The following is a 23,450-nucleotide window of genomic DNA, read 5'->3' as shown; positions in this document are numbered from 1 at the left end:
CAAATATTAAGCCATTATGAAAAAAAATTCAATCGCTGAATATGAATGAACGCTAAACAGAGATTAAATGCGATGTCGTTTCAGCAAAACATACACGGCTCCAGCCCCGCCATCACGAGGCAAGGCGCTATGAAAGGCTAATACTTCAGGAAACTGAGCTAACCAATGGTTAACGTAGCTTTTAATCATTGGTACTTCACCACGGTGTCCGCCTTTACCATGAATAATGAGTAACGAGCGGTTACCCTCCAAATTTTGGTGACTTATAAACAATCGCAATGCATTGGCAGCATGATCAACACTTAAACCATGCAAATCGAGTCGTGATTGCCAAGGAATTAGACCTTTCTTTAATTGCTGAAATCGTTTGAGAGGTAATCCTGCCTCTCGATGGCTTAAAATGGTATCTGCATAGACAGGTACACTATATTGGCTTGAGAGATAGACCGGATTTAAGATCGTAGTTTCTTGCTCATGACATCGTGGCTTTGGTGTCTCTGGGTGTACTTTGGGGGCGACGTGTTTTTTAGATGCATTTTGTAAGGGTTTAACAAAACGCATCTCTTGCCGAAATAAAGCCTTTTCTTCTTTGCTAATACCATTTTTAGACATAATGAATCAGAATGAATACAATGTAATACTATAAGTATATACCGACTCCGCATGGGCACGTAAGGTTCAGTGTTTTTCGTCCCGTACAAGGCCAGGGCAAGATCATACCATTTTGAACTAAATTTTAAGTCAGTTCATCCTGCGAATTGTGTCATTCCTGCGCAGGCAGGAATCCATTTCTCAACCTGGTACATCACTTTGTTTCCAGATGGATCCCCGACTGCTCGGGGATGACATAACTTGGATTATAAAAAAGCACAGTATGCGTTTGCCCTGGTAAAAAGGCGCTTCAGATTGATATATTGACCTATTAGTGTTACGATTTTGTTCATTTTTCTCATTTTTATTGCTGAATCGCAGCGTAATGGCTCTTTCCGGTTTTAAATAATTGCTGCAGGAGAAATTCGTGTCTTCCACTATTTCAAACGCAACCAAAGAATTGGACTCTATACTAGATTTCTTACGTTTTGGGATTTCTAAAGCAAACGAGGCTGGTCTGTACTTTGGTCATGGAACCGATAACGCTTGGGATGATATCTTGGCGTTAATCCTATCCACTCTCTCGCTTCCTTATGATGGTCATGAAATGCTTTTATCTGCAAGATTAACCCAAGAGGAAAAAGCGCAATTGACCAAACGATTAGAGCGCCGTATTTTGGATAGAGTACCCGTTCCTTACCTCACCCATGAGGCACATTTTTGTGGGTTAATGTTTTATGTCGATGAGCGTGTTCTGATTCCCCGTTCACCGATTGCTGAATTAATCAAACAAGCGTTTTCTCCTTGGATTGATGCAAATCGTGTGAACCGCATCTTAGATTTATGTACTGGCAGTGCCTGCATTGCAATCGCCTGTTGTTATGCTTTTCCAGAAGCTAAAGTTGATGCAATCGATATCTCTCAAGATGCATTGGCTGTGGCAGAAATTAACCGCGAGCAACACGTACTCGAAGAACAACTAACCTTGATTCAATCAGACTGTTTTAACAACCTTCCAAAAACGCGTTATGACATCATCGTTAGTAATCCTCCTTATGTTGGTACGGAAGAAATGCAAACATTGCCCGATGAATATCTACACGAGCCAAAACTTGCACTTGAAACGGAAAAGAATGGACTTCTGATTGTTGAAAAAATTCTTAACGAGGCTCATGATTATTTAAACGATGAAGGGATCTTAGTGGTCGAAGTTGGGAATAGTGAAGAAGCACTGATTGAAGCCTATCCTGATGTCCCTTTTACTTGGTTAGAGTTTGAGTCAGGGGGCCAGGGCGTTTTTTTATTAACCCGAGAGCAATTAATTGATTATTTTTAATCCTGATACATATCCTTTGAATTAGCACTAAAATTAGAAGGGTTTCTAGATTTCTAGGCCCCCTGGATATTCAAAACATCTTCACGAGAAGGCAATGAGCGGCAATACCTTTGGAACTTTATTTACTGTAACCACGTTTGGAGAAAGCCATGGACCCGCAATTGGTTGTATCGTAGATGGCTGTCCACCGGGTTTAACTTTACAAGAAAGCGATATTCAACCTTATTTGGATAAGCGAAAACCTGGCCAATCAAAGTATACCAGTCAAAGGCGAGAATCGGATCAAGTTGAGATTTTATCCGGTCTTTTTGAAGGAAAGACCACGGGCACACCTATTGCGCTGTTGATTCGCAATGAAGACCATCGAAGCCGAGATTATGAAGCCATTAAACATACCTTTCGGCCTGGGCATGCCGATTTTACTTACCATCATAAATATGGTCACCGAGATTACCGAGGCGGTGGACGCTCATCTGCTCGTGAAACTGCAGCCCGAGTTGCAGCAGGTGCTATCGCTCGAATTTATTTAAAAAAAACCTTAGGCATTGAAATCATTGGCTTTTTAGAGCAACTCGGCGAATTAAAGATTGATTTTAAAGATGAACACCGTATTAATGAAAACCCTTTCTTTTGTCCTAATCCATCACAAGTAAGCGCCTTGGAAACATATATTGATGAACTACGACGCGAAGGCGATTCTGTGGGTGCTCGAGTTGGACTAATTGCACGCGGCGTACCTGTAGGTTTAGGCGCCCCGGTATTTGATAAACTTGATGCATCCATAGCCTATGCCATGATGTCGATTAATGCAGTCAAGGGCGTTGAAATAGGAGCAGGGTTTGCTTCTATCTCGCAAAAAGGTAGTGAACACCGAGACCAATTAACGAAGGAAGGGTTTTTAAGTAACCATGCTGGAGGTATTTTAGGTGGAATTTCAACCGGGCAAGTGTTACGGATTAGTATGGCCCTTAAGCCAACGTCAAGCATTACCCTTCCTGGTAAATCGATTACCACCTCAGGCGAAGAGGTTGAAGTCGTGACCAAAGGTCGCCATGACCCTTGTGTAGGATTTCGGGCCGTTCCCATAGCCGAAGCAATGTTGGCTTTGGTGTTAATGGATCATTATTTAAGACATAAAGCTCAAAACTTATAGGGCTTATTGATCATTCAAAAGAGGGCATTATGAGTAGAAAATTAAACGTTGCCATCGTCGGGGTCACGGGGGCAGTTGGTGAAACGATGTTGAAAGTATTAGAAGAGCGGAAATTTCCAGTAGATCAACTTTATCCCTTAGCCAGTGCTCGTTCAGCTGGAAAAACCGTGGAATTTAACGGGCAAACTTATGATGTGGAAGATTTAGCCCATTTTGATTTTTCAGAAGCGGATATTGCTTTATTTTCCGCAGGTGGCTCGGTTTCAGCGCAATATGCACCTATTGCTGCGGCTGCAGGATGTGTGGTTATTGATAACACGTCTTGTTTTCGCTATGAAGAGGATATTCCTTTAGTAGTTCCTGAAGTTAACGCGCATCGTATTATGGATTATAAAAATCGTGGGATTATTGCCAATCCAAATTGCTCAACCATACAAATGGTGGTTGCTTTAAAACCTATCTATGATAAAGCAGGGATCGCGCGCATTAATGTAGCCACATATCAGGCTGTTTCAGGTACTGGTAAAAAAGCAATTGAGGAATTAGTCTCGCAAATGGGTGAGTTACTCAATGGTAGACCGATTAAAAAACCAACCGTATATAAACAACAAATTGCTTTTAATGTATTACCTCATATTGATGAGTTTCAGGAAAATGGATATACCCGTGAAGAAATGAAAATGGTCTGGGAAACGCGTAAAATTTTTGAAGATAATGAAATTATGGTGAACCCAACCACGGTTAGAGTGCCCGTTTTGTATGGTCACTCTGAAGCCATCCATCTTGAATTAAAGTCTCCTTTGAGTGCGAAAGATGCGAAATCACTCCTCTCAAAGGCCCCGGGGGTAGTGGTTGTGGATAATATTGCCAAACAGCAATACCCAACACCAATTACCAGTGCAGTTGAGCATGATGAAGTGTTTGTTGGCCGTATTCGAGAAGACATTTCGCATCCCAATGGCTTAAATCTTTGGGTTGTAGCCGATAATGTCAGAAAGGGTGCTGCAACCAATGCTGTACAGATTGCCGAAATTCTGCAACGTGAGTATTTATGATTTATACTAGGAGATATGAGTAAACGTAAATCCACCTCTTCATTCAAGCGTATGTTGACTTCTAAGAAGACTCAAACAAACGCAAGCGGTGAAGTGAACCGCAATCCTGAATATTCTAGCCAAAGCCGCCGCTCTGGCGGCAAAAAAAAGCCAGAAGGGCGCGCCACGTCTTATTTAGCCGATGAAACACGTAATATGGAGCGAGCTCGTCGAATTCTTGAGCAACAAGGGCATCGTCGTCATGCCCGGGTGAATGCTCGTAACCACGCAGAGCGTGAGCATGATTATGCCCCTGAAGGCGAGTTACAAAATAATATCTTGCAAAATCCTTGGTTGGATAGTCAGCGCTTTGATGGGGTTGACCCTAATTTAAATCCCGAACCGCCCTTAAATACCGAAGCGCGGCGAGAGTTTGATAATCAACGTCGCGAGCAGGAAATGGAGAAGCAATTGCGCTTAGGGCATATGCCTAAAATGGGTAGTGCGCCAAAACCACAAGGTCCTTAAATGACAATTGCAAACGACATTATCAGCTGCCGCATTCCTGATTTTGATTATTATCTAAGAGAAGGCGAGTTGCTTGATGACATCGATGAATACGGTTTTACCCCTTTAATTGAAGCCGCGATCACAAGACAAGTTCATATTGCAGAATTATTAATTGCAAGAGGAGTAGACATTAATAAACCCGACGTAACGGGTAGAACGGCGCTTCACTGGGCGGTTGATAATCATGATGAGAGCATGGTACTCCTTCTCTTAAAACATGGAGCCTGTCCCAATGCTTACACTAACTCGGGCCTCCCTGTCTTGGTGTATCCTATTCTTCGCGGTCAAAATCATTTAAAACATCTTTTATATCAGTACCATGCTAAGTTAGATTTTGCCTTGGATTTCATTCTTGCAAAACTTATCGGGCATCGTTTTGAACTTTCAGGTGACGTGGATATTGTCAATGCAAAAGGAGAGTTTATTGAACTTGATTATGAGGGGTTCATCCTCGAATTCACTGTGGCTGTAATTCAAGATTCACTGCGCCGCTTTACTAGCAGTTTTTCAACGAAGCATTTACGCAAACATTTTAATACGCTTTATGAAATCATGGATGCACTTTTGATTGCTGATGAACTGTTAAAACTACAACACCATGTGAACCTGTCAGAAGAGGATATGACGAAGTTAAATTCGTTGATTCAATCACCTCTTTTAATCTTACCGGCAGCGAGCCGCGGGCATGCCATGAGCTTTATAAAATATAAGCAGTGGTGGGCTAAAATTGATCGAGGTGAGAATAGCTTAAAAGAAGGCAGCGTGAATGTTTACAAAATTACTCGACCGGATGCCTTTACGATTCATTTTATTAGAGAATTTCTCTATAAAAAACAAAGTCGCAGCTATTTTCATCAGATCATTAATAATCAGCTTGGCTTAATGCCTGTTTTGAAACTTCCCATGAGTTCGCAAATTTCAGGTAATTGCTCGTGGGCTAATGTCCAAGCTGTTGTGCCAGTTTCCTATTTTCTATTGCAAGCTGAAGAATCTACTGAGGCAAACTTTACTGAAGCAAAGGCATTGTATGAATCCTGGTTAGAATGGGATAAAGATAGGGCTCTTGATGAGTGTATCCAACGTTTTTATATATCGGATCCTGTTCGAAAAGCAAGCTTAGCGGCTATGCTTGGTGCGATACTCTTTCAAGCCTGCGATTATGATAAGAGGCAAGATTTAGAGCGTGCTGAAAAGATTCTTACGGTTCTTACCTTGCCTGATTATCAATACATTTTAGACAGCTATCTAGAGATCTATTGCGTGAAGCGCTTAACCAGGAAAGGCAATAATTTACTAAAGTTGCTCGATGATTGCGGCATTAATCCAAAAATTGGGGTATCTCCCATTGCAACAGGTCTAAAATCTCGCGAAGAGCGTTAGCGTATCTATAAAGCAGACATTAAAAGTCGTTCTCTTCAGCTCACCATATCACTAGAATCGAGTCGAAAGGCTCTTTGAAGTAACTGCGCTTTAAATACAATAAACAAAAACAAACCCGTTACGCTAAATCCAATGGCGGGTAAACCCAGCGGTAATGTACTGGCTACATCATCGCTGATGACCATCAGCCCGATGATTGAAGAAAAGGTAAATCGTAAAGTTCCACCTAAGGCTGCCGCGGTTCCTGTGTGATCTCCAAAAGGCCACATCGAGCCACCTTGTCCTGCACCCATACTGAATGTGCCGCCAATACCAATCAATAACATGGGATAAATAAACCCTTCCAGAGTAAGGCCAGAAGATATATACCAGGTAGCCATCCAAATACCACCAATTAAGGTGATGATAAAACCAAATACGCACGTTAAATATATACCAATCCGCTCAACAATCACACTACACAACACACTACCAATAAAAAAAGAAACGCCCATGTAGAAAAAATAAAATCCGTAACGTGCCTCAGGAATATGCAAATCCCGGATAATTAGATAAGGCGATAAAGCACAAAATAGATAAAGATACGCCAGCCCAAAGCAGGTCGCGAGGTTATATATCGCAAACGTTGGATTGATAAAAATACGTTGATATTGTCTCATCGTATCGTACAGGGAAAATGGCATACGATTCTTTCGGGGTAGGGTTTCTCTTAAAAAAAACTTTAAAGCAATGAAAGAGAAAACAGAAATAATCAACAAACTTAAAAATATAGCTCTCCATCCCAAATAAATATCTAAGTAGCTGCCAATAAAGGGAGCAAACATCGGAGAAAATGAGATGATGCCGTTTAGATAACTATAAACTTTAGCGCTTTCATCGCCTTTAAAACAATCGCGCACGATCGTGAAACCCAGCACTAACATTCCACAGCTTCCAATGGCTTGGATAATTCTTCCGAAAATTAAAGTACCAGGTCCTACGGAAGCCGCGCAGAGAATACAGCCTAATGAAAATAAATACACAACAAGATAAGTCATAGGCTTTCGGCCAAAGCTGTCGGATAAGGGACCTATAATTAACTGCATTAAACCGGCTGTAAGCATAAACAAGCTTAAGGTCAAAAGCATGGTGTTATCGGATACATTAAATAATTTAGTTAAGAGCGGAATGGCAGGAACATACACATCCATGGCCAAAGCCAAAGCGAGCACGAAAGGCGCAAGAATGATGGTTAATCGAATGGGGGAGGATGAGTGCATGGTTTTACTCATGAAACAAAAAACTGGCTATTAGTCTATCGTGTTTGTGACGCTTTACAACCATATATCTCCATATAGAAGTTGCAATACAGGTCAAACGCATCTAATTTCTTAACTTTACACGCTTTTTTCCTATTTGCCCTACTTTATGCAGGGCATCTAGTCGATGTTGAATGAAGTTCGGAGCTGAATCCCGCTCATAAAGCAATGCCATTAGATGCGTTTATCCTGCGTCGCAATAAAGTCGTTATTAAAGCAAAAGAACCAAATAATCGATTTATCCTAAAAGCCAGTTGTTTTAGTTTTTAAAACTTAATGTGTTAATGTTTCGTTATTATTCACCAGACTCCCTCGGGTTCTGAACTTTTTTTTTTGAAGAATCCGCTTTAAGTGGAACGACGCGGTTGTTAGGTTTATTGGATTGAGCCGGTTGTTGACCACTACTGCTTTTGCGGTGCGCATGGTTCGGTTGATTTCGTCTTGCGTTTTGACCTTGTCCATTTTGTCGCTTTCTTCGGTGTTGCTGCCCGCTTTGCGCACGTTTCTGGGAAGGTTGACGGGGGCTTTGGGCAATTTTACCGTGCTGATGGCGATGTGGTTTACGCTCTGGGTGTTCGGTACTCATATCTTCAGTATTAGAGAATAAGTAATTCCAAAGTCGCTGCAAAATGCTCGACTCTTTCTGTTTAGTATGGTTTGGTCCGGCATAAGGCTTTACAATCGGCTCAACAGTATTTTGCGTGGGCTCATCAGCGCGGATTATTTCCACCTCAGGCTTTTGAATCAAGGAATAGCTGGGTTTTCTATTTTTGCCAACATTATCTTCTTTGAGCCGGTTAATGCTGTATTGTGGGGATTGGAGGTGGAGGTTAGAAATAAGCACCACGTTCACCCCATGTCGCTTTTCAATATTAAGAATAAACTCGCGTTTTTCGTTAATGAGATAAGTTGCCATATCAGGCGGCAATTGCACTTGGATTTCAGCGGTTTTTTCTTTTATAGCTTCTTCTTCAATTAATCGAATAATGGATAATCCATGCGACTGGATGTTTCGAACAGTTCCACGACCCTCACAGCGCGGGCAAATTTCTTGAGCTGTTTCACCAAGCGATAATCGAAGACGTTGGCGAGACATTTCTAAAAGCCCAAAGCGAGAAATGCGACCTACTTGAATGCGTGCTCGGTCAGCTTTTAGGGCTTCTTGTAACCGCTTTTCCACTTCGCGTTGATGTTTTGAAGAACTCATGTCGATGAAATCAATGACCACAAGCCCCCCAAGATCTCTTAAGCGCAATTGACGAGCAATCTCATCAGCGGCTTCAAGGTTGGTGTTGAAGGCAGTGGTTTCGATATCTGAACCGCTGGTGGCTTTGGCCGAGTTAATGTCTATCGATACCAGTGCTTCGGTGCGATCGATGACTAAGGCCCCCCCTGAAGGTAGCAGAACCTCTCGCTGATAAGCAGTTTCAATTTGACTTTCAATTTGGTAAAAATTGAACAAAGGGATGGTGCTCTTATAGAGCTTGAGGTTGTGAATAAAATCAGGCTTAACCTGCTCAATATATTGTTTTGCTTTCACAAAAGATATTTGATCATCAATGATGATTTCACTGATAGACTTTCTTAAATTATCGCGGATGGAGCGAATAATTACATCACCTTCCTGATGAATCAAACAGGGAGCGAGTTGCGTATGGTAGGCGTTTTTGATAGCTTGCCATTGATTCCGTAACATATCTAAGTCTGCTTGTAGCTCTTCATGGCTTTTGCCAACACCAGCTGTGCGGATAATCACACCCATGCTGTCATCGATATCTAAGGCATTGAGGGTTTCTTTTAGCTCGTTGCGATCATCTCCTTCAATACGCCGAGAAATCCCACCTGAGCGGGGGCTATTGGGCATAAGAACCAAATAACAGCCTGCAAGTGTGATGTAAGTGGTTAATGCTGCACCTTTATTGCCACGTTCCTCTTTATCCACTTGGACAAGCAATTCTTGGCCTTCCCGAATCAAGGTAGTAATGGGTGGTCGTTCATCGCCAAATTCATCGGGATGTTTAGAAAGATATTCTGGCGAAATTTCTTTTAGAGGGAGAAATCCTTGTCTTTTGGAGCCATACTCCACAAATACCGCATCAAGGCTAGGTTCACGTCGGGTGACAATCGCCTTATAGATGTTTCCCTTTTTCTTGACCTCAGAAGGGCACTCAATATCTAGATCAAACAAGACATTGTCTTTGACAAGAGCAACGCGCACTTCTTCTGATTGCGTTGCATTAATTAACATTTTTTCCATCTTTAACCCCATTGTAGGGCGCTCGACCTGAAGTAATGATATTGAAAGGGATTCTCTTTACCAGCACTTACCGCAGTTAAGAATCTTCACAACCCAAAACGATTTATCGTTCAAGTCGAAGCGGCTGTGGTAATTGCAACTTTGTAAGAGAATTTGTTTTTAAGCGTTGCCCAAAACCTTGAGAGGCTGACTGCAGATTCACTGGAGCAGTTTAGAAACCAATTTGTTTCATGTTCGATAAGTTCGTTTGAGGTTGTAGGAGTATGCCTACAATAATTCATGGAACTAAAACGGTTTCGACTGGTCTGGATGAACAGGTATGCAAGATTCAACATCTTGTCTTCCAACCGCTTAATCGCTGAAAAAATGGCAATCTTTTCTAAAAAAGCGCTGGGTTCTGTTAACGTGAGCGGTCTATTCACCGCAAATTGAGGCTGTTTTAGCGATGCTCCATTTTTTCGCATGATTAAACAACTTGCAGACAGACTCTGAAGAACAGACCACGCGCACTCAGCCTTTTTATAGTAAGGTCTGTTGCTGTTTTGATAGCATAGATTCCATGCGCGGGTATCTGTTGAGTATGTATTCAATTTGACTCTAGTAATGGGCGGCTTCCTTTTATCAATACTTAAGGAAAGCGCATTTTATTGTATAATGACTGGTTTTTTCGCCAGCCGCTAAACTAAATAATCGTTTATGCGTTATAATTCTGTCGCAGATTAATTTTTATTCTGCTCAATATATATAATATCAAAAAAATCACATACAGCAAACAGGTTTATTATCAAATGAGTGGTGTTCACTATAAAGAAATCAGCCCTGATGAAGATGGTCAGCGATTGGATAATTATTTATTTCGCATTCTAAAAGGGGTTCCAAAAAGTCATATTTACCGCCTGATTCGAAATGGTGAGGTGAGAATTAACAAAAAGCGGGCTAAGCCCTCGTCAAAGCTTGAATCCGGTGATAGCGTTCGGATTCCCCCCGTTCGGGTGACCGAACCCAGTGAAGTATTTGTGGGACATCAATTAAATCAAAAATTACTTAAAAGCATTCTTTATGAAGACAAGGATTTGCTGATTATCAATAAACCAGCTGGAATTGCAGTACATGGTGGAAGCGGTTTAAGTTTAGGGGTAATTGAAGCGCTAAGAGCATCGCGTTCTGATTTACCTTATCTTGAACTGGCTCATCGCTTGGATAAAGAAACGTCTGGCTGTTTGGTTTTGGCTAAAAAGCGCAGTGTACTTCGAGTCATTCAAGCAGCACTCGCCGCGCGCGAAGTTAAAAAAATTTATTGGGCGCTCTTAAATAAACCTTGGGTGGGACAAAAACATGTCCTAGTTGATAGGCCTTTAGAAAAAAATCGGTTGAAATCGGGTGAACGAATGGTTTCAATTAAGGAAGAAGGTAAGTCTTCCCAAACGGAGTTTAAGTTGCTCGAAAATTTTAAAGAAGCCTGTTTAGTTGAAGCGTATCCTAAAACGGGTCGAACACACCAAATCCGGGTTCACAGTGCATATATTGGCCATCCGATTGCGGGTGATGATAAGTATGGAGGCCAGCCTCCTTTAGACTCGATGACAAAACGAACTTCACGTTTGTATTTACATGCACGGTCGATTCAATTTAATCTGAAGGGCGAAACGTATTCTTTTCAAGCGGAATTAGATGACCGATTTAAAGAGACATTGACCGCATTACGAGCAAGGAGCAACCCGTCTTATGAATAGCACCTATCGATTAGTTGTGTTCGATTGGGAAGGGACCTTAGGTGACACACTCGGCAAAGTGCTGAACGTTTTGAACAAAGAAGCAGAGCGGATGAATTTAGGCGAAGTGAATGAGCGAGAAGCACGCAAATATCTTGTGCATGGATTGGCCATCGCCATTAAAAAAATTTTTCCAGAGATTTTACCGAGGCAATCAGAAGAGTTATTAGAAGCGCTTCGTGAATCACTGGCCATGCGCTCAATGGACGTGTATTTACTGCCTGGCGCTGAAGCCATTCTAAAAGCGTTGCAAAAAGCAGACGTTGATTTAGCCATTGCCACCAATCGTGGGCAACAATCGCTTCATCGTGATTTACAGGCGAGCGGATTAGAGGATTATTTTACCGTTACTCGCTCAGCAGGTCAGGTTCCCGCTAAACCGTGCCCACAAATGCTAGAAGAAATCATGGAAATTTGCGGGGTGACGCAATCTGAAACCTTAATGATAGGCGATTCCGTTAGCGATATTGAAATGGCAACATGTCTGAATGTTCGAGCCATAGGCGTTAACTTTTATAATCAGCCTGATGTCATCGATGAGTTATTAACAGCAGGTGCTGAGAAAGTATTTGACGATTATCATCTATTGGCTGAATATTTGCAGATTAAGATGGATGAGTAGAGATTAAAGCAGAGGTCGTTTGTGAGCCATATAACCAGTTTGCCAAATCAATTAACCTTGATGCGCATTATGCTCATCCCAGTTTTCATTGTGGTTTTTTACTTACCTTTTGATTGGGCGCACGCCTTAGCCGCCGTCATTTTTGCCCTAGCGAGTATCACCGACTGGTTAGATGGGTATTTAGCCCGAAAGTTGGAACAAATGTCTCCTTTTGGGGCGTTTCTTGATCCCGTTGCGGATAAGCTGCTCGTTGCAACCAGCTTACTGTTATTGGTTGGTGCAAAAGATCTCAATTACATCACCTTGCCGGCTATTATTATCGTAGGTCGGGAAATTGTTATTTCAGCACTTCGTGAGTGGATGGCGGAAATTGGCAGTCGCGCCAGTGTTGCTGTAAGCTACATTGGTAAAGTAAAAACCGTCATGCAAATGATAGCTCTTGTCTTGCTGTTGGCTTTTCACCCGAATACCTCATGGTGGGGTGTGCTCGGGTTTATTTTGTTATATTTGTCAGCAATCTTAACGATTTGGTCAATGACCGTTTACTTAATGATCGCTTGGCCAACATTAACTAAAAAAAATTGAATTTCTTTGTTGACAGGGTAGCATTTTTAGGTAAAATTGCCTCCCGTAGATGCGCGGGAATAGCTCAGTGGTAGAGCACAACCTTGCCAAGGTTGGGGTCGCGAGTTCGAATCTCGTTTCCCGCTCCAATCAAAGCGACAAAAAATGGTCGCTTTTTTTTTAACCAGTTATTAAACTGGCTGTGTGGCAGAGTGGTTATGCAGCGGCCTGCAAAGCCGTGTACGCCGGTTCGATTCCGGCCTCAGCCTCCAAAAATATGCCCAGGTGGCGAAACAGGTAGACGCAAGGGACTTAAAATCCCTCGGGAGTTAAATCCCGTGCCGGTTCGACTCCGGCCCTGGGCACCATATTTTCCTCACCCCTTCGTTACAGCCTCACTCTCCGCGCCTCATTTACTGATGTAAACTCCGGTGCTCGAGTTCGCTGTGCCTCGATGTGAGAAAAATCTGATGCCCAGGAACCTGGGCACCGTGTTTTCTTTACCCCTTCGTTACAGCCTCACTCTCCGCGCCTCATTTACTGATGTAAACTCCGGTGCTCGAGTTCGCTGTGCCTCGATGTGAGAAAAATCTGGTACCCAGGAACCTGGGCTTTTTAATCGATGACCTATGGGTGTAATAACATGGGTTTCTCTCTTCTTACGCTGTACGCGGTAGAAAGTGTGGTTTTTCGGGCTTAATTGACGATTTTATAGGAATTAAATTCGTTGCTGCAAATAACATAAAATTGGACAAAGTTGGTTTATAACTGCTTGAAATTAAGGTAATGCAACTTGCACGCTATAAAATATCTTGTTAATGTTAATTGATTTATGGGTTTTATCTCAGCATCATTAATTATCATATTTTAAAAGGAATTAGAATGAAGGGTCGGTTAATTATTCCTGTGATTTTATCTTTAGGATGTACCTCTTTGAATGCCGGTAGCATGGGGCCTGTTGAGCCAGTGTATGATTTCAGTGGGTTTTATGTTGGATTAGGCGCTGGATTTACAACCTTGTATTCACATGATAGCTTTTCTACCTCTCGATCCGATGGGGTAGGTGGCGATTTAGACACAAACCACTATACCCATACCGCTTCATTATTTACTGGTCAAGTTGGGTATGGAACTATGCTCCAAAATAGAGTTTACCTTGGAGCAAAAGGATCAATTTACTACACACCATTAAATAACTTGAATGAAACTGGGTTTTCAACTTCTTCTGGAAACCTCCTCATTTCAGGAGATAACGCAATAAGAACCCAAATGAGACCCATTTACAATATTGATGCGGTCTTAGGGTATGAAGTGGCTCCACAATTATTACCTTTCTTTGAAGCAGGTATATCCTTTGCGGATATCCATCAGAACTATAGTATTAAAAGAACACGCACTAATATAGCGACGTTAGCCAATGCGAAATATGAGACAAATATTTCACTTGACGATTATAAAACTGGATTTAATGTCGGTTTAGGGATGAGCTATCAATTACAACAACACTGGCTTTTCTCGACTGAGCTTGTGTATAACTACTTAGGAAAAAATAGTGACTCCATAACCACACCCATTCCAAACACCTCTGCTTTAGAAACTCATTCTAGAACCATTCAAGGCTCTACCGTATCAATGTTTGGCAGCGTTTCTTACTTGTTTAATACTTAGTAGAACCTTTCTTCACATTCGCGAGGTTGTGAAGAAAGGGGATGCCTAGGCTCAAGTCTTGAATTTGAATTTCGGAACAATTGAAAGTTGAATAGTTTCACTCTGTACATGGCTGTTTTTTTGTTAGGTACAGAGATATTTTAGTTATTCCCTAGCGAGCTGAATTAATCTATGCTTTAATACCCGCATCTTTTTTAGCTGTTGAGGGGTTGCTATGACGTTTGTGGTGACTGAGCAATGCATTAAATGCAAATACACCGATTGTGTTGAAGTGTGTCCGGTTGATTGTTTTTATGAAGGGCCTAATTTTCTGGTGATTCATCCTGATGAATGCATTGATTGTGCATTATGTGAGCCAGAGTGTCCGGTTGAAGCCATTGTTTCTGAGGATGATCTTTCCGATTCGCAGCAAAAATTTTTAGAGCTCAATGCAGAGCTTTCAAAACAATGGCCTAATATTACCGCCAAAAAAGAAGCGCCAGAGGATGCAGGACAATGGGAAGGCGTTGAAGATAAATTACAATATTTACAAAAAGAGTGGAAGAAATAGAAGACGTCACGGATGATCTGATTCAACTCTGTGAGCGAGCGTTGGCTGAAAAAGGCCGTCTTTATACGGCCATTCCAGGTTTTGTTGCCCGCCCACAGCAAAATGATTTGGCCATTGCGATTGCAAAAGCCATTTTATCTCAAGACATTTTAGTTGCTGAAGCAGGCACGGGTACGGGAAAAACGTTTGCTTACCTTGTACCTTGCCTTTTAAGCGGTAAAAAAACGTTGATTTCTACTGCGACTAAAACGCTGCAAGATCAACTTTTCTATAAAGACTTACCCATGCTCGTACGAGCGCTTGGTTTATCTGCTCGGGTGCAAAATCTCAAAGGTCGCTCCAATTACATCTGTCGTTATCGAACCGAACTGCATGCTGAAGAAGGTCAATTCGCGAGTCAACAAAGTGTGACGGATATCTTAGTGATTCGTGAAAAAATGAGCCAACTATCGGAAGGGTTACGCAGTGAGTTACCAGAAATTAAAGAAGACTCCTTTGTTTGGCCATTTGTCACGTCGACGAGCGATAATTGCTTAGGTAGTGAATGCCCAGCGTATCAAAAATGCTTTCTCGTTAAAGCCAGGAAAAAGGCATTAGAGGCGGATGTCGTGGTAATTAATCATCATTTATTTTTTGCAGATTCACGACTTAAAGAAGAAGGGTTTGGAGAATTATTGCCAGGTGTTGATGTGGTGATTTTTGACGAGGCCCATCAACTTGCCGAAATCGCTACCAATTTTTATGGAGAACGGCTAGGAACAAAGCAGATTCAAGATTTAATGAAAGACGTGCTCAAAGAATGGCCTATTCTGGATTTGGCGAATCAACCCTTAAAAAGGCTTAGTTTACAACTGGATAACCTCATCGATGATTTATTACGTTCACTCCCAGGGCATGAAGAGCGCATTTCATGGGAAAGAGTCGCGCCTCTTTCTGAGTTTAAAGCCAGCATCGAACAGCTTCAACAACTCATCACCAATTGGTTGGCTTGTTTTTCAACGGTTGAACAAACCGAAGAGCCAGGTTTAATGCGTTGTAAAGAACGGTTACTGGAGTTTAATCAACGTCTGGCTTCTTTTGACCATCCAAAACAGAGAGATATTCGTTGGATTGAGCGGTTTAAGCATGCTTTAGTATTTAACGCAACGCCCTATGATATTGCAGAACCTTTTTCAGCATTATTAAAAAAACAATCCAGCTGCTGGGTATTTACTTCGGCGACCTTAACCATGGCTTCATCATTTGATTGTTTTACAAGGCCTTTGGGATTACAAGAAATTAAAACACTAAAACTGCAAAGTCCTTTTGATTTTGCAGAGCAAGCGCTTTTATATTTACCTCGTGGACTACCGGATCCCAAAGACCATCGCTATTATGAGTTACTACTTGAAAAAGCCTTAACCATTATTAATGCCTGTAAAGGCCGTTGTTTTTTCTTATTTACGAGTCATAAGGCATTAAACGAAGTGGCAAGTCTTCTAAAGCCGTTACTCACCTATCCTTTATTAATCCAAGGCGATGAAGCAAAATCCATTCTCTTGGCACGATTTCGTGAATACGGCAATGCGGTGTTATTAGGTACAGCAACATTTTGGGAGGGCGTGGATGTAAAAGGAGAGGCATTGTCATGTGTTATTATTGATAAATTACCTTTTGCTAGTCCCACAGATCCCATAATGCGTGGTAAAATGGCTTATTTAAAATCGCAAGGCTTATCAGCATTTGACGTGTTATCTTTACCCAGTGCTATTTTGGCTTTAAAGCAAGGGGTAGGGCGGCTCATTCGTGATGCCGCTGATCGCGGTGTATTAATGATTGCCGATCCTCGCTTAACGGGTCGAGATTATGGCAGTAAAATTTTTGCAAGCTTGCCCAATATGCGAAAGACCCGAGATGAAACGAATGTGATTGAATTTATTAAAACGCTGGGATAAAAATCGTCCAATCACTCCAAGCTAAATAAAACTGAACAAACATGATGAATTTACTAGCAATCGATACCTCCACTGAAAAAGCAACGGTTGCGATTTCTGCCTATGGACAAATCTATCATCAAGAACAAGATGCTGTACGCCAGCATGCTCAATTGCTGATACCGATGATAGAGGCCTTGATGGCTGAGGCAGCAATCGGATTAAACCAATTAGACGGCATTGTGTTTGGGTGCGGCCCTGGAAGTTTCACAGGATTACGCATTGCTTGTAGCGTGGCAAAAGCATTAGCCTATGCACAAAACTTGCCTTTGTATCCCGTCAGCACGCTCAGAGCAATTGCGTTTGAAGCTTCACAAACTTCAGTTGCACAATTTCCAACCCTTCCAATTCTGGCCGTTTTAGATGCTCGTATGAATCAATTATATTGGGGGGAGTTTAGCGATCAATCTTATGAAGCCCAAGAGCAGGTCTCAAATGCTCATGACATTCGGTTAAGTGCTGAGAAACCAATTCTCCTAGCAGGTGTTGGATTTAACACGTATTGGAATGAGTTTCCGGATAAAGTGTGCGGATCTATTCAAGATAAGTGCTTGATATATCCTAATGCGATTGCGATGGTAAATCTGGTACAATCCGGTCTCGTCAAAGCGGTCAGCGCCGAAGAGGCACTTCCCGTTTACATTCGAAATCAAGTTACCCATGGAGAACCGCGTGGATAAAAAATTACTGGAAATCCTCGTTTGCCCAGTTTGCAAAGGCAAATTGTTGTTAAAAAACGAAGAATTGATCTGCCGTTTTGACCGCTTAGCCTATCCCATCCGTGATGGAATTCCTGTCATGCTTGAAAACGAGGCAAGACTCTTAACGCTTGAGGAAAAAGACGAATTATGAGCCTTGATTTTCATGTCATTATTCCTGCGCGCCATCAGTCTTCGCGCCTTCCTGGTAAATTGATGATGGAGCTCAATGGCCTGACGGTCATTGAACGGGTCTATCGCCAGGCATTGAAAGCAAAGCCAAAGTCAGTGACCATCGCAACGGATCATGCTGAAATTTTTTCATTAGCTAAGTCGTTTAAAGCCTCGGTTGAAATGACAAAAACAACTCATCAGTCTGGTACGGATCGCATTGCCGAAGTGGTCGCTCGTGGAGCATTTCAAGAAAATGACATTATTGTCAATGTGCAAGGGGATGAGCCCTTTATTGCGCCTGAGTTGATTACACAAGTGGCTCACACCCTCGCTAAGTCAGATACCCCTATGGCCACGTTATGTTGGCCGATTGAACAGATGACCGCTCGAGATAATCCCAATGTGGTAAAAGTGGTTCGTGATAAGCACCAAAATGCGCTATATTTTTCAAGAAGTCCTATTCCTGCTAATCGAGATCATCCAAATGATCTGTCACTACATTATCGCCACATTGGCTTATACGCATACCGCGCTTCTTTTTTATTAGAACTCGTTCAACAACCCGTTTGTCCACTCGAAGCAGCTGAAGCCTTGGAGCAATTACGTGTTTTATGGCTAGGGTACCCCATCAAAGTTGCCACGGCTTGTACCAAGCCCCTGCAAGACATCAACACAGCAGAAGATTTAGACCTTGCCAAGAAACTAGTAAACCAATTCTGAACCACGCGCGTAAGCAAGCGTTTTGAAGCGAGTGTGTGTTAGGAGCACTCCCTAACGGTCGTGGCTCAGTGTTCACCTCTTTAAAATGCAAATGTTTTGTAAATTCCGGGTTGAACATTGGTAAAAGAGTATTTGGTGAACTAATATTGTACATGTCTCATCTAAATTAAAATCGAGGTCATTATGAAACGGATATTGGCTGGTTTAAGTGGGTTGGTATTAATCTTGGGATTAAATTCGGTTGCTTTTGCAGCTGGAGAAATATATCTCTTGTTAGAAACTGACTCAGGTACTAAAATTAAAGTCCAGGTTCCTGAAGATGAGCAACATAAATTGAAGGAGTTGAAGTCTGGGGAGATGGTAAAGTTGTGGCAAAGAGAAGGAGGCTATCCGGATGTTGATATTGAGATAAAATAATCGTATCAAACCTAAACCATCAGCTTAACCCGCCCATGAACCCATGCTTTCCGCGAATACAATAAAACCGCGGGAAGCATCATTAAGATAATGCCGCTAGTAAAGACCACTCTAAAGTGACGTACGCCTCCGACATCCATGCTTTCAACCGGTGGGAAAAATCCTACCACTAACGTGATGAAGCAGCCGACTAATCCTAAAAGACAGGTGAAATAGTAACCCATTCGCCCTCCAGGAATGGAAAAAGGCCTTGGGATCTCGGCGAATTTGTGCTTTAAATGAATGGCGGCTAAAAACATGAGTACATACATTAAGATATAGAGCTCTGTACTTAACGCGGTAAAGAGCCAATAGATGGCATTTACGGATGGAAATAACATAAATCCGCCACATAATAACGTCACTAAAACGGCTTGCAACACCAATACGCGTGAGGCGATGCCGTGCTTATTGAGTTTGTATAACCACTTCGGAAAAAAGCCGTGATCGGCTGCCATAAGCAATCCTTTGGCAGGTGAAATGATCCAGTTCACCATGCTGCCAAGGCTTCCTAGCAAGAGTAAAATGACCATCAGCGGCATTAACGCCGATAGATGATAGGCTGAAAAGAAATTGGTAAACGCCTGCATCACACCGTGGACTAGGCTGATTTGATCATGCGGTAAGACAAACGCAATGGCTAAAGAGCCTAAAATCATCGTGGTTAAAATTAAAATCACTGAAAAATACATCGCTTTAGGAAAATTTTTCTGCGGGTTATTGACGTTTCGAACGTGCACGGCTGCTAATTCCATGCCTAAAAATGAGGTCATGATGGCGGTTAATGAAATCCATGAATCGCCTTGTTGCCAATGAGGTATTAAGTTTTCTAAGCTTAAGTCCACGGCTATTGGGTTGCCTTGCATCACCCAAATGATGGCTAATAAAATGATAAACCCCATCGGGATAATCATTCCCACAATCGCACAAAAACTTGCAAATGCTGCCGATGCACGCAAGCCTGCTAAGCCAAGAATGGTAAGTGACCAGAAGGTGACTAAGATGACGGTAATCAAATAGATTTTATTCTGCGCTAATTCAGGGTTAATAAGGTAAGCTAAGGTGCCAGCAATAAAGGATAAAATAGTTGGATACCACACCATGGTGTTAATCCATTGCAGCCAAATAGTAAAAAAGGCCCAGTTTTCTCCAAAGGCATGGCGAACCCAGCTGTAAACGCCGCCTTCTTCTTCCGACCAAGTAGAGGATAGTTCTGCTGAGACCAAAGCAACTGGAATGAGAAAAACAATGGCTGAAAAGGTAAAAAAGAAAATTAAAGAAGAGCCAAATAAAGCGGTGGCTGGTAAATTACGGATGCTGTCAATAGCGCCTGTGATTAATAAAACCAAAGCAAGAACAGAAATTTTCTCTGAAGACCAGGCTTTCATAACAGCAAAATCCTAACGGGCAAAACGATACTCATTATAATGGGAAAAAGGTAGTGCGCCTAGTACCGCATCCTGTGTCTAAACATGAAAAGTTTTCAAAGTGGATTAAGTTGCTAATGATCCAAACATTCCACCATGAATGAAGCCCTTCAATTTTGTGGAAGCCATCCTAGACTGGGTTGTAAAGCCATGTGGGAGAGATATTGGGCTTTACAACCCCAGCCTATCTACTAAGGAGTAAGCATCGGCTCTTCGATTATCTCTGCATTTTTCTTAGCACGACCAATAGAAAAAAATCCAAGTCCTGCAGCGGCTACGCCTGCTCCAGCTCCTGCCATAATGATTCCCGGGGCGCTAGCGGTGCCCGCACTGGCTGCAATCAAAGCAGCACCTGCAAGGGCTATGAGTGATCCTACCACCATCATAGCCACTCCAAGCGCTTGCCATAAAAAGGAAGCATTGTGATTTAAAAACGTTATGAGGTTACTGAATACTCCCGTAGCTTGTGTGGCTTTTTGTTCGTCTGTGACTTCTGCTGGAGAAACTGCCAGAGTTGATTTTTCATCAGAGTTTGCCTCCGTTTCATGAGCTGCATCAATATCTTCTTGATGGTCTTCTATTGCAGGAGCGCTATTAACAGCTTGGGGTAGAGCACTCGCTAAACTCGGAAAAGTCAAGTAAGGATTAGGGAACAGTACTGGTGCAAAGGCTGGCAGTGGAAACAGTCCTACTGGACGTGGAAATAGTCTAAAGGGGTTAGGGTTCATTGGTCCAAAAAGGGAAAAAGGCCTAAAGTTACGTTGAATACTCCAGGTGTGAATTCCATAATATCCAAATACTCCCCCTAGTAACGTGACTTTTGGGGCTTGGACAAAGAGAGGACTTCTATAGGCTACTAAAGGATTAGGTTTCGTTGTTGAATCATCTCCCTGAAGTGCAGGGAATTGAATCGTTGGCCAAACTCTTCTTAATACACTGTACATAATGTTCTCATACATCAAAAAATTAACTTATTATACCAGATAATGAATAAAATTTGAACCTATTGGGTAAAAATAATATCCCTGTTGTTTTTTTATCTGTTTTGGGTTTTATTTTTTCTTCATACATGGTAAAAACGCTCTTATTTTTTCTTAAGTGTATTTAATTAAGTCAAACCAAGGATCGTTTATGTTTAACCCATTTTCATTGTTTAATTCTCGAAATGACCACTGCGCACGCGCCCAAGTGCTTAATTTAGTTGCATTCGGAATCAGTGCGTATGACTATTTAACTAATCCAGAAGTCAATGGTTTTGAGGCAGGATTTGCAATGGCTGTATCCTCATTTGCTTTTGCCGCACTTAGCGATACTGAGAATGGTCCTGTACGTGATTTTATGAGTTTACTTTTCAGCACCGCCGGAGTGGGCCGTTCAGTCCAGGCAGTGATTAGCTCATCGACACCACCAGCGGTTAATGTGGTCAATGGCTTAGTTAATCTATGGAGTATGGGTACCCATTTAGCGGCGTTTAGGACAAGTGGCACTGAAAAAACCAATACTAATCAATCTAGTTCTATGACATTAAAGTAAACGATTTATTGCCCTTGCACGGTTAATACAAGGTGACGTGCTGATGCTTGATTACGATGTTCGCAGAGATAAATCCCTTGCCATTGTCCTAATTGTAGTGCGTTATTGTTAATTGGGATAATAAGACTAGAACCAAGCATCGCATTTTTAATATGGGCTGGCATGTCATCTTCTCCCTCAATCGTGTGTTGATATAGAGCATTATCATCCGGAGCAATGCGGTTGAAGAATTGTTCTAAGTCTTCCCTCACCTCTTGACAGGTATTTTCACTGATGACTAAAGAGGCTGATGTATGTTGCAAGAAAATATTTAATAATCCAATTTGTACATCTGGCATGTCGGTCAATGCAGAAAAAATATCTTCGGTAATTAAGTGAAATCCCCGCGATTTGGGTTGAAGCGAAACAGTGTTTTGCCAGAATATATTTTCCTTTGAACTAACCATGACGACTTCCTCCACGACAAACTGGAGAGTCGCTTACTGTTTTACTACGGGCATTCCATTCTGCAGGAGTATATAAATGAAGACTTAGCGCGTGTAATCCTTTATCAAACTCATGCTTGACTAACGCATTAACTAACCGATGGCGACTGATTCGGGTTGTATTCTCAAATGAAGACGAAACGATGGTTGCTTTGAAATGAGTTTCTGCATTCGATGGTACATGATGTCGGTGCGATTCATCTTCAATCATTAATACATCCGCCTTTAACGCTTCAGATAAGATGGTTTTTAGTCGTAACGTTCTGTTCATAAGGGAGTTAGGAATGATTCATCATGCTAAAAGTATACGCAGTTACTAAACATTTGTCATGTTAAGCCTCCACAAGTACAGGGCAAAAGCGCTATGTGAAAAAAACAATACATTGTCTTTGCGAACAAAGTGAAGCAATCCATTACGAAATCTTAACGAAGCATCTGGATTCCTTCACTTTGTTCGCAAAGACGGCGTTTTGATTTTACTTGCACAGAGTATGCGTTTACCCTGTCCACCAGTATAGATATAGTTGCGTTTTTTGGTAATTTGATGGACAATGAGATGAATAATGTCCGATAACTATCGGAAAAACCTACACATTTTAAAATTAGGGGCATGGATGAAGCAAGGAGGCTTTACCATTGTTGAGCTATTAATTGTTGTAGGAATCGTCGCGATACTTTCTGTGATCGCTATTCCTGTGTATCAAAATTACGCCGTAAGAGCTCGCGTAACGGAAGGTCTTTCCCTTGCGTCTGCAGCGCAATTAGCGGTTGCAGACGCGGTAGCGACTCACGGGCGCTTACCCACTTCTCAAGCAGAAACCCATTATCTAAGCCCGGCTTCAACTGATAACATAGAATCTGTTACCATAGCCAACGATGGAACAGGCGCGATCATTGTAGACTACACCCCTGCAGCAGGTGACGGAACCATTATTTTTCTTCCAACGCTAGATGCGAATAAAAACATTTACTGGATTTGTACGGGGGGAACGTTGGAAAGCCGCTATCGTCCCGTCAATTGTCGTTAGTTCGTTAATTCAATAAAATACCCCTGATTGTCATAATGTGACCAAATTGACCACTATCCACTATAAATATTCAAGAATACTAGTTTGATTTAGAAAAAAATTGCGGTAAATCGTCTTATATTGAAGAAATAAATATGATTTTTTACAATACTTATCTAGTT

At 41.8% G+C, this 23,450-nt stretch carries 24 protein-coding genes, 3 tRNA genes and 1 pseudogene; 20 read left to right on the top strand and 8 right to left on the bottom strand.

What is annotated here, in order from left to right; all coding sequences use genetic code 11:
* Positions 1-63 precede the first annotated feature (63 nt).
* Positions 64-612: a Smr/MutS family protein gene (locus E1O41_RS07530; RefSeq protein ID WP_131776705.1), complete on the bottom strand. Its 549-nt coding sequence runs from the start codon at positions 610-612 to the stop codon at positions 64-66.
* 406 nt (positions 613-1,018) lie between these two features.
* Between E1O41_RS07530 and prmB the strand changes: the two genes are divergently transcribed.
* The 5 genes and pseudogenes from prmB (at position 1,019) to ankH (ending at position 6,064) form a co-directional block, all read left to right on the top strand.
* Positions 1,019-1,927: a 50S ribosomal protein L3 N(5)-glutamine methyltransferase gene (prmB, locus tag E1O41_RS07525; protein WP_131776704.1), complete on the top strand. Its 909-nt coding sequence runs from the start codon at positions 1,019-1,021 to the stop codon at positions 1,925-1,927.
* Between the two features lie 94 nt (positions 1,928-2,021).
* Complete coding sequence (aroC, locus tag E1O41_RS07520; protein ID WP_131776703.1) at positions 2,022-3,080, top strand: chorismate synthase; 1,059 nt, start codon at positions 2,022-2,024, stop codon at positions 3,078-3,080.
* 29 nt (positions 3,081-3,109) lie between these two features.
* A complete protein-coding gene (locus E1O41_RS07515) occupies positions 3,110-4,135 on the top strand; it encodes an aspartate-semialdehyde dehydrogenase (protein ID WP_131776702.1) in 1,026 nt (341 codons plus the stop codon).
* 150 nt (positions 4,136-4,285) lie between these two features.
* Positions 4,286-4,642, top strand: a pseudogene (locus E1O41_RS07510) (Smr/MutS family protein); the annotation flags it as partial.
* Positions 4,643-6,064: a Dot/Icm T4SS effector AnkH/LegA3 gene (ankH, locus tag E1O41_RS07505; RefSeq protein WP_131776701.1), complete on the top strand. Its 1,422-nt coding sequence runs from the start codon at positions 4,643-4,645 to the stop codon at positions 6,062-6,064.
* A gap of 35 nt (positions 6,065-6,099) precedes the next feature.
* Here the strand turns inward: ankH and E1O41_RS07500 are convergent, their stop codons facing one another.
* From E1O41_RS07500 to E1O41_RS07490, 3 genes are all read right to left on the bottom strand, one after another.
* The gene (locus tag E1O41_RS07500; RefSeq protein ID WP_131776827.1) at positions 6,100-7,323 is read right to left on the bottom strand and encodes a multidrug effflux MFS transporter; all 1,224 of its coding nucleotides are present in this window, start codon (positions 7,321-7,323) and stop codon (positions 6,100-6,102) included.
* Positions 7,324-7,657: 334 nt separating this feature from the next.
* Positions 7,658-9,619, bottom strand: a complete 1,962-nt coding sequence (locus E1O41_RS07495; protein ID WP_131776700.1) for an Rne/Rng family ribonuclease — start codon at positions 9,617-9,619, stop codon at positions 7,658-7,660.
* 110 nt (positions 9,620-9,729) lie between these two features.
* Positions 9,730-10,083: a hypothetical protein gene (locus E1O41_RS07490; RefSeq protein ID WP_131776699.1), complete on the bottom strand. Its 354-nt coding sequence runs from the start codon at positions 10,081-10,083 to the stop codon at positions 9,730-9,732.
* A gap of 324 nt (positions 10,084-10,407) precedes the next feature.
* On the opposite strand from E1O41_RS07490, the gene E1O41_RS07485 reads away from it, so the two are divergent.
* The 13 genes from E1O41_RS07485 (at position 10,408) to E1O41_RS07425 (ending at position 18,777) form a co-directional block, all read left to right on the top strand.
* Positions 10,408-11,352 carry an RluA family pseudouridine synthase gene (locus E1O41_RS07485; RefSeq protein WP_131776698.1) on the top strand — a complete coding sequence of 315 codons (945 nt, stop codon included), beginning with the start codon at positions 10,408-10,410 and terminating at the stop codon, positions 11,350-11,352.
* On the top strand, positions 11,345-12,013 hold the full coding sequence (locus tag E1O41_RS07480; protein WP_131776697.1) for an HAD family hydrolase: 669 nt from the start codon (positions 11,345-11,347) through the stop codon (positions 12,011-12,013). Before E1O41_RS07485 ends, E1O41_RS07480 begins: the two co-directional genes overlap by 8 nt.
* A gap of 21 nt (positions 12,014-12,034) precedes the next feature.
* Positions 12,035-12,598 (top strand): CDP-diacylglycerol--glycerol-3-phosphate 3-phosphatidyltransferase, encoded by a 564-nt coding sequence (pgsA, locus tag E1O41_RS07475; protein WP_131776696.1) that lies wholly within the window; start codon positions 12,035-12,037, stop codon positions 12,596-12,598.
* Between the two features lie 53 nt (positions 12,599-12,651).
* A tRNA-Gly gene (locus E1O41_RS07470) sits at positions 12,652-12,726 on the top strand.
* Between the two features lie 49 nt (positions 12,727-12,775).
* Positions 12,776-12,849: transfer RNA gene (locus E1O41_RS07465), tRNA-Cys, on the top strand.
* A 7-nt stretch (positions 12,850-12,856) separates the two neighbouring features.
* Positions 12,857-12,945 (top strand) — tRNA-Leu (locus E1O41_RS07460).
* Positions 12,946-13,459: 514 nt separating this feature from the next.
* On the top strand, positions 13,460-14,245 hold the full coding sequence (locus tag E1O41_RS07455; protein WP_131776695.1) for an outer membrane beta-barrel protein: 786 nt from the start codon (positions 13,460-13,462) through the stop codon (positions 14,243-14,245).
* A 214-nt stretch (positions 14,246-14,459) separates the two neighbouring features.
* Entirely contained in the window at positions 14,460-14,795 is a 336-nt protein-coding gene (fdxA, locus tag E1O41_RS07450; protein ID WP_131776694.1) for a ferredoxin FdxA, read from the top strand.
* Positions 14,792-16,729, top strand: a complete 1,938-nt coding sequence (yoaA, locus tag E1O41_RS07445) for a DNA repair helicase YoaA (protein ID WP_131776826.1) — start codon at positions 14,792-14,794, stop codon at positions 16,727-16,729. The genes fdxA and yoaA overlap by 4 nt, the downstream gene beginning before the upstream one ends.
* Before the next feature lie 41 nt (positions 16,730-16,770).
* The gene (gene tsaB / locus E1O41_RS07440; protein WP_188668210.1) at positions 16,771-17,448 is read left to right on the top strand and encodes a tRNA (adenosine(37)-N6)-threonylcarbamoyltransferase complex dimerization subunit type 1 TsaB; all 678 of its coding nucleotides are present in this window, start codon (positions 16,771-16,773) and stop codon (positions 17,446-17,448) included.
* Entirely contained in the window at positions 17,441-17,620 is a 180-nt protein-coding gene (locus E1O41_RS07435; protein ID WP_131776693.1) for a Trm112 family protein, read from the top strand. The genes tsaB and E1O41_RS07435 overlap by 8 nt, the downstream gene beginning before the upstream one ends.
* Positions 17,617-18,360 carry a 3-deoxy-manno-octulosonate cytidylyltransferase gene (kdsB, locus tag E1O41_RS07430; RefSeq protein WP_131776692.1) on the top strand — a complete coding sequence of 248 codons (744 nt, stop codon included), beginning with the start codon at positions 17,617-17,619 and terminating at the stop codon, positions 18,358-18,360. The genes E1O41_RS07435 and kdsB overlap by 4 nt, the downstream gene beginning before the upstream one ends.
* A 183-nt stretch (positions 18,361-18,543) precedes the next feature.
* On the top strand, positions 18,544-18,777 hold the full coding sequence (locus E1O41_RS07425; protein ID WP_131776691.1) for a hypothetical protein: 234 nt from the start codon (positions 18,544-18,546) through the stop codon (positions 18,775-18,777).
* A gap of 11 nt (positions 18,778-18,788) precedes the next feature.
* Here the strand turns inward: E1O41_RS07425 and E1O41_RS07420 are convergent, their stop codons facing one another.
* Together E1O41_RS07420 and E1O41_RS07415 are read right to left on the bottom strand one after the other, a co-directional pair.
* Positions 18,789-20,204 carry an APC family permease gene (locus tag E1O41_RS07420; protein WP_131776690.1) on the bottom strand — a complete coding sequence of 472 codons (1,416 nt, stop codon included), beginning with the start codon at positions 20,202-20,204 and terminating at the stop codon, positions 18,789-18,791.
* A gap of 230 nt (positions 20,205-20,434) precedes the next feature.
* Positions 20,435-21,187 carry a hypothetical protein gene (locus tag E1O41_RS07415; RefSeq protein WP_131776689.1) on the bottom strand — a complete coding sequence of 251 codons (753 nt, stop codon included), beginning with the start codon at positions 21,185-21,187 and terminating at the stop codon, positions 20,435-20,437.
* A gap of 187 nt (positions 21,188-21,374) precedes the next feature.
* Here E1O41_RS07415 and E1O41_RS07410 point away from each other — a divergent pair, with 187 nt between their 5' ends.
* On the top strand, positions 21,375-21,776 hold the full coding sequence (locus tag E1O41_RS07410) for a hypothetical protein (protein WP_131776688.1): 402 nt from the start codon (positions 21,375-21,377) through the stop codon (positions 21,774-21,776).
* A gap of 5 nt (positions 21,777-21,781) precedes the next feature.
* Here the strand turns inward: E1O41_RS07410 and E1O41_RS07405 are convergent, their stop codons facing one another.
* Positions 21,782-22,222 carry a secondary thiamine-phosphate synthase enzyme YjbQ gene (locus E1O41_RS07405; RefSeq protein ID WP_188668207.1) on the bottom strand — a complete coding sequence of 147 codons (441 nt, stop codon included), beginning with the start codon at positions 22,220-22,222 and terminating at the stop codon, positions 21,782-21,784.
* Entirely contained in the window at positions 22,215-22,532 is a 318-nt protein-coding gene (locus E1O41_RS07400; RefSeq protein ID WP_131776687.1) for a BolA family protein, read from the bottom strand. Before E1O41_RS07400 ends, E1O41_RS07405 begins: the two co-directional genes overlap by 8 nt.
* Before the next feature lie 343 nt (positions 22,533-22,875).
* Here E1O41_RS07400 and E1O41_RS07395 point away from each other — a divergent pair, with 343 nt between their 5' ends.
* A complete protein-coding gene (locus tag E1O41_RS07395; RefSeq protein ID WP_131776823.1) occupies positions 22,876-23,289 on the top strand; it encodes a pilin in 414 nt (137 codons plus the stop codon).
* Positions 23,290-23,450: the final 161 nt, after the last annotated feature.

This window comes from Legionella impletisoli (genome assembly GCF_900639875.1).
GTDB classification, from domain to species: domain Bacteria; phylum Pseudomonadota; class Gammaproteobacteria; order Legionellales; family Legionellaceae; genus Legionella_A; species Legionella_A impletisoli.
The sequence above is the reverse complement of the archived record's forward strand: the minus strand, read 5'-3'. Positions and strand labels throughout refer to the sequence as shown.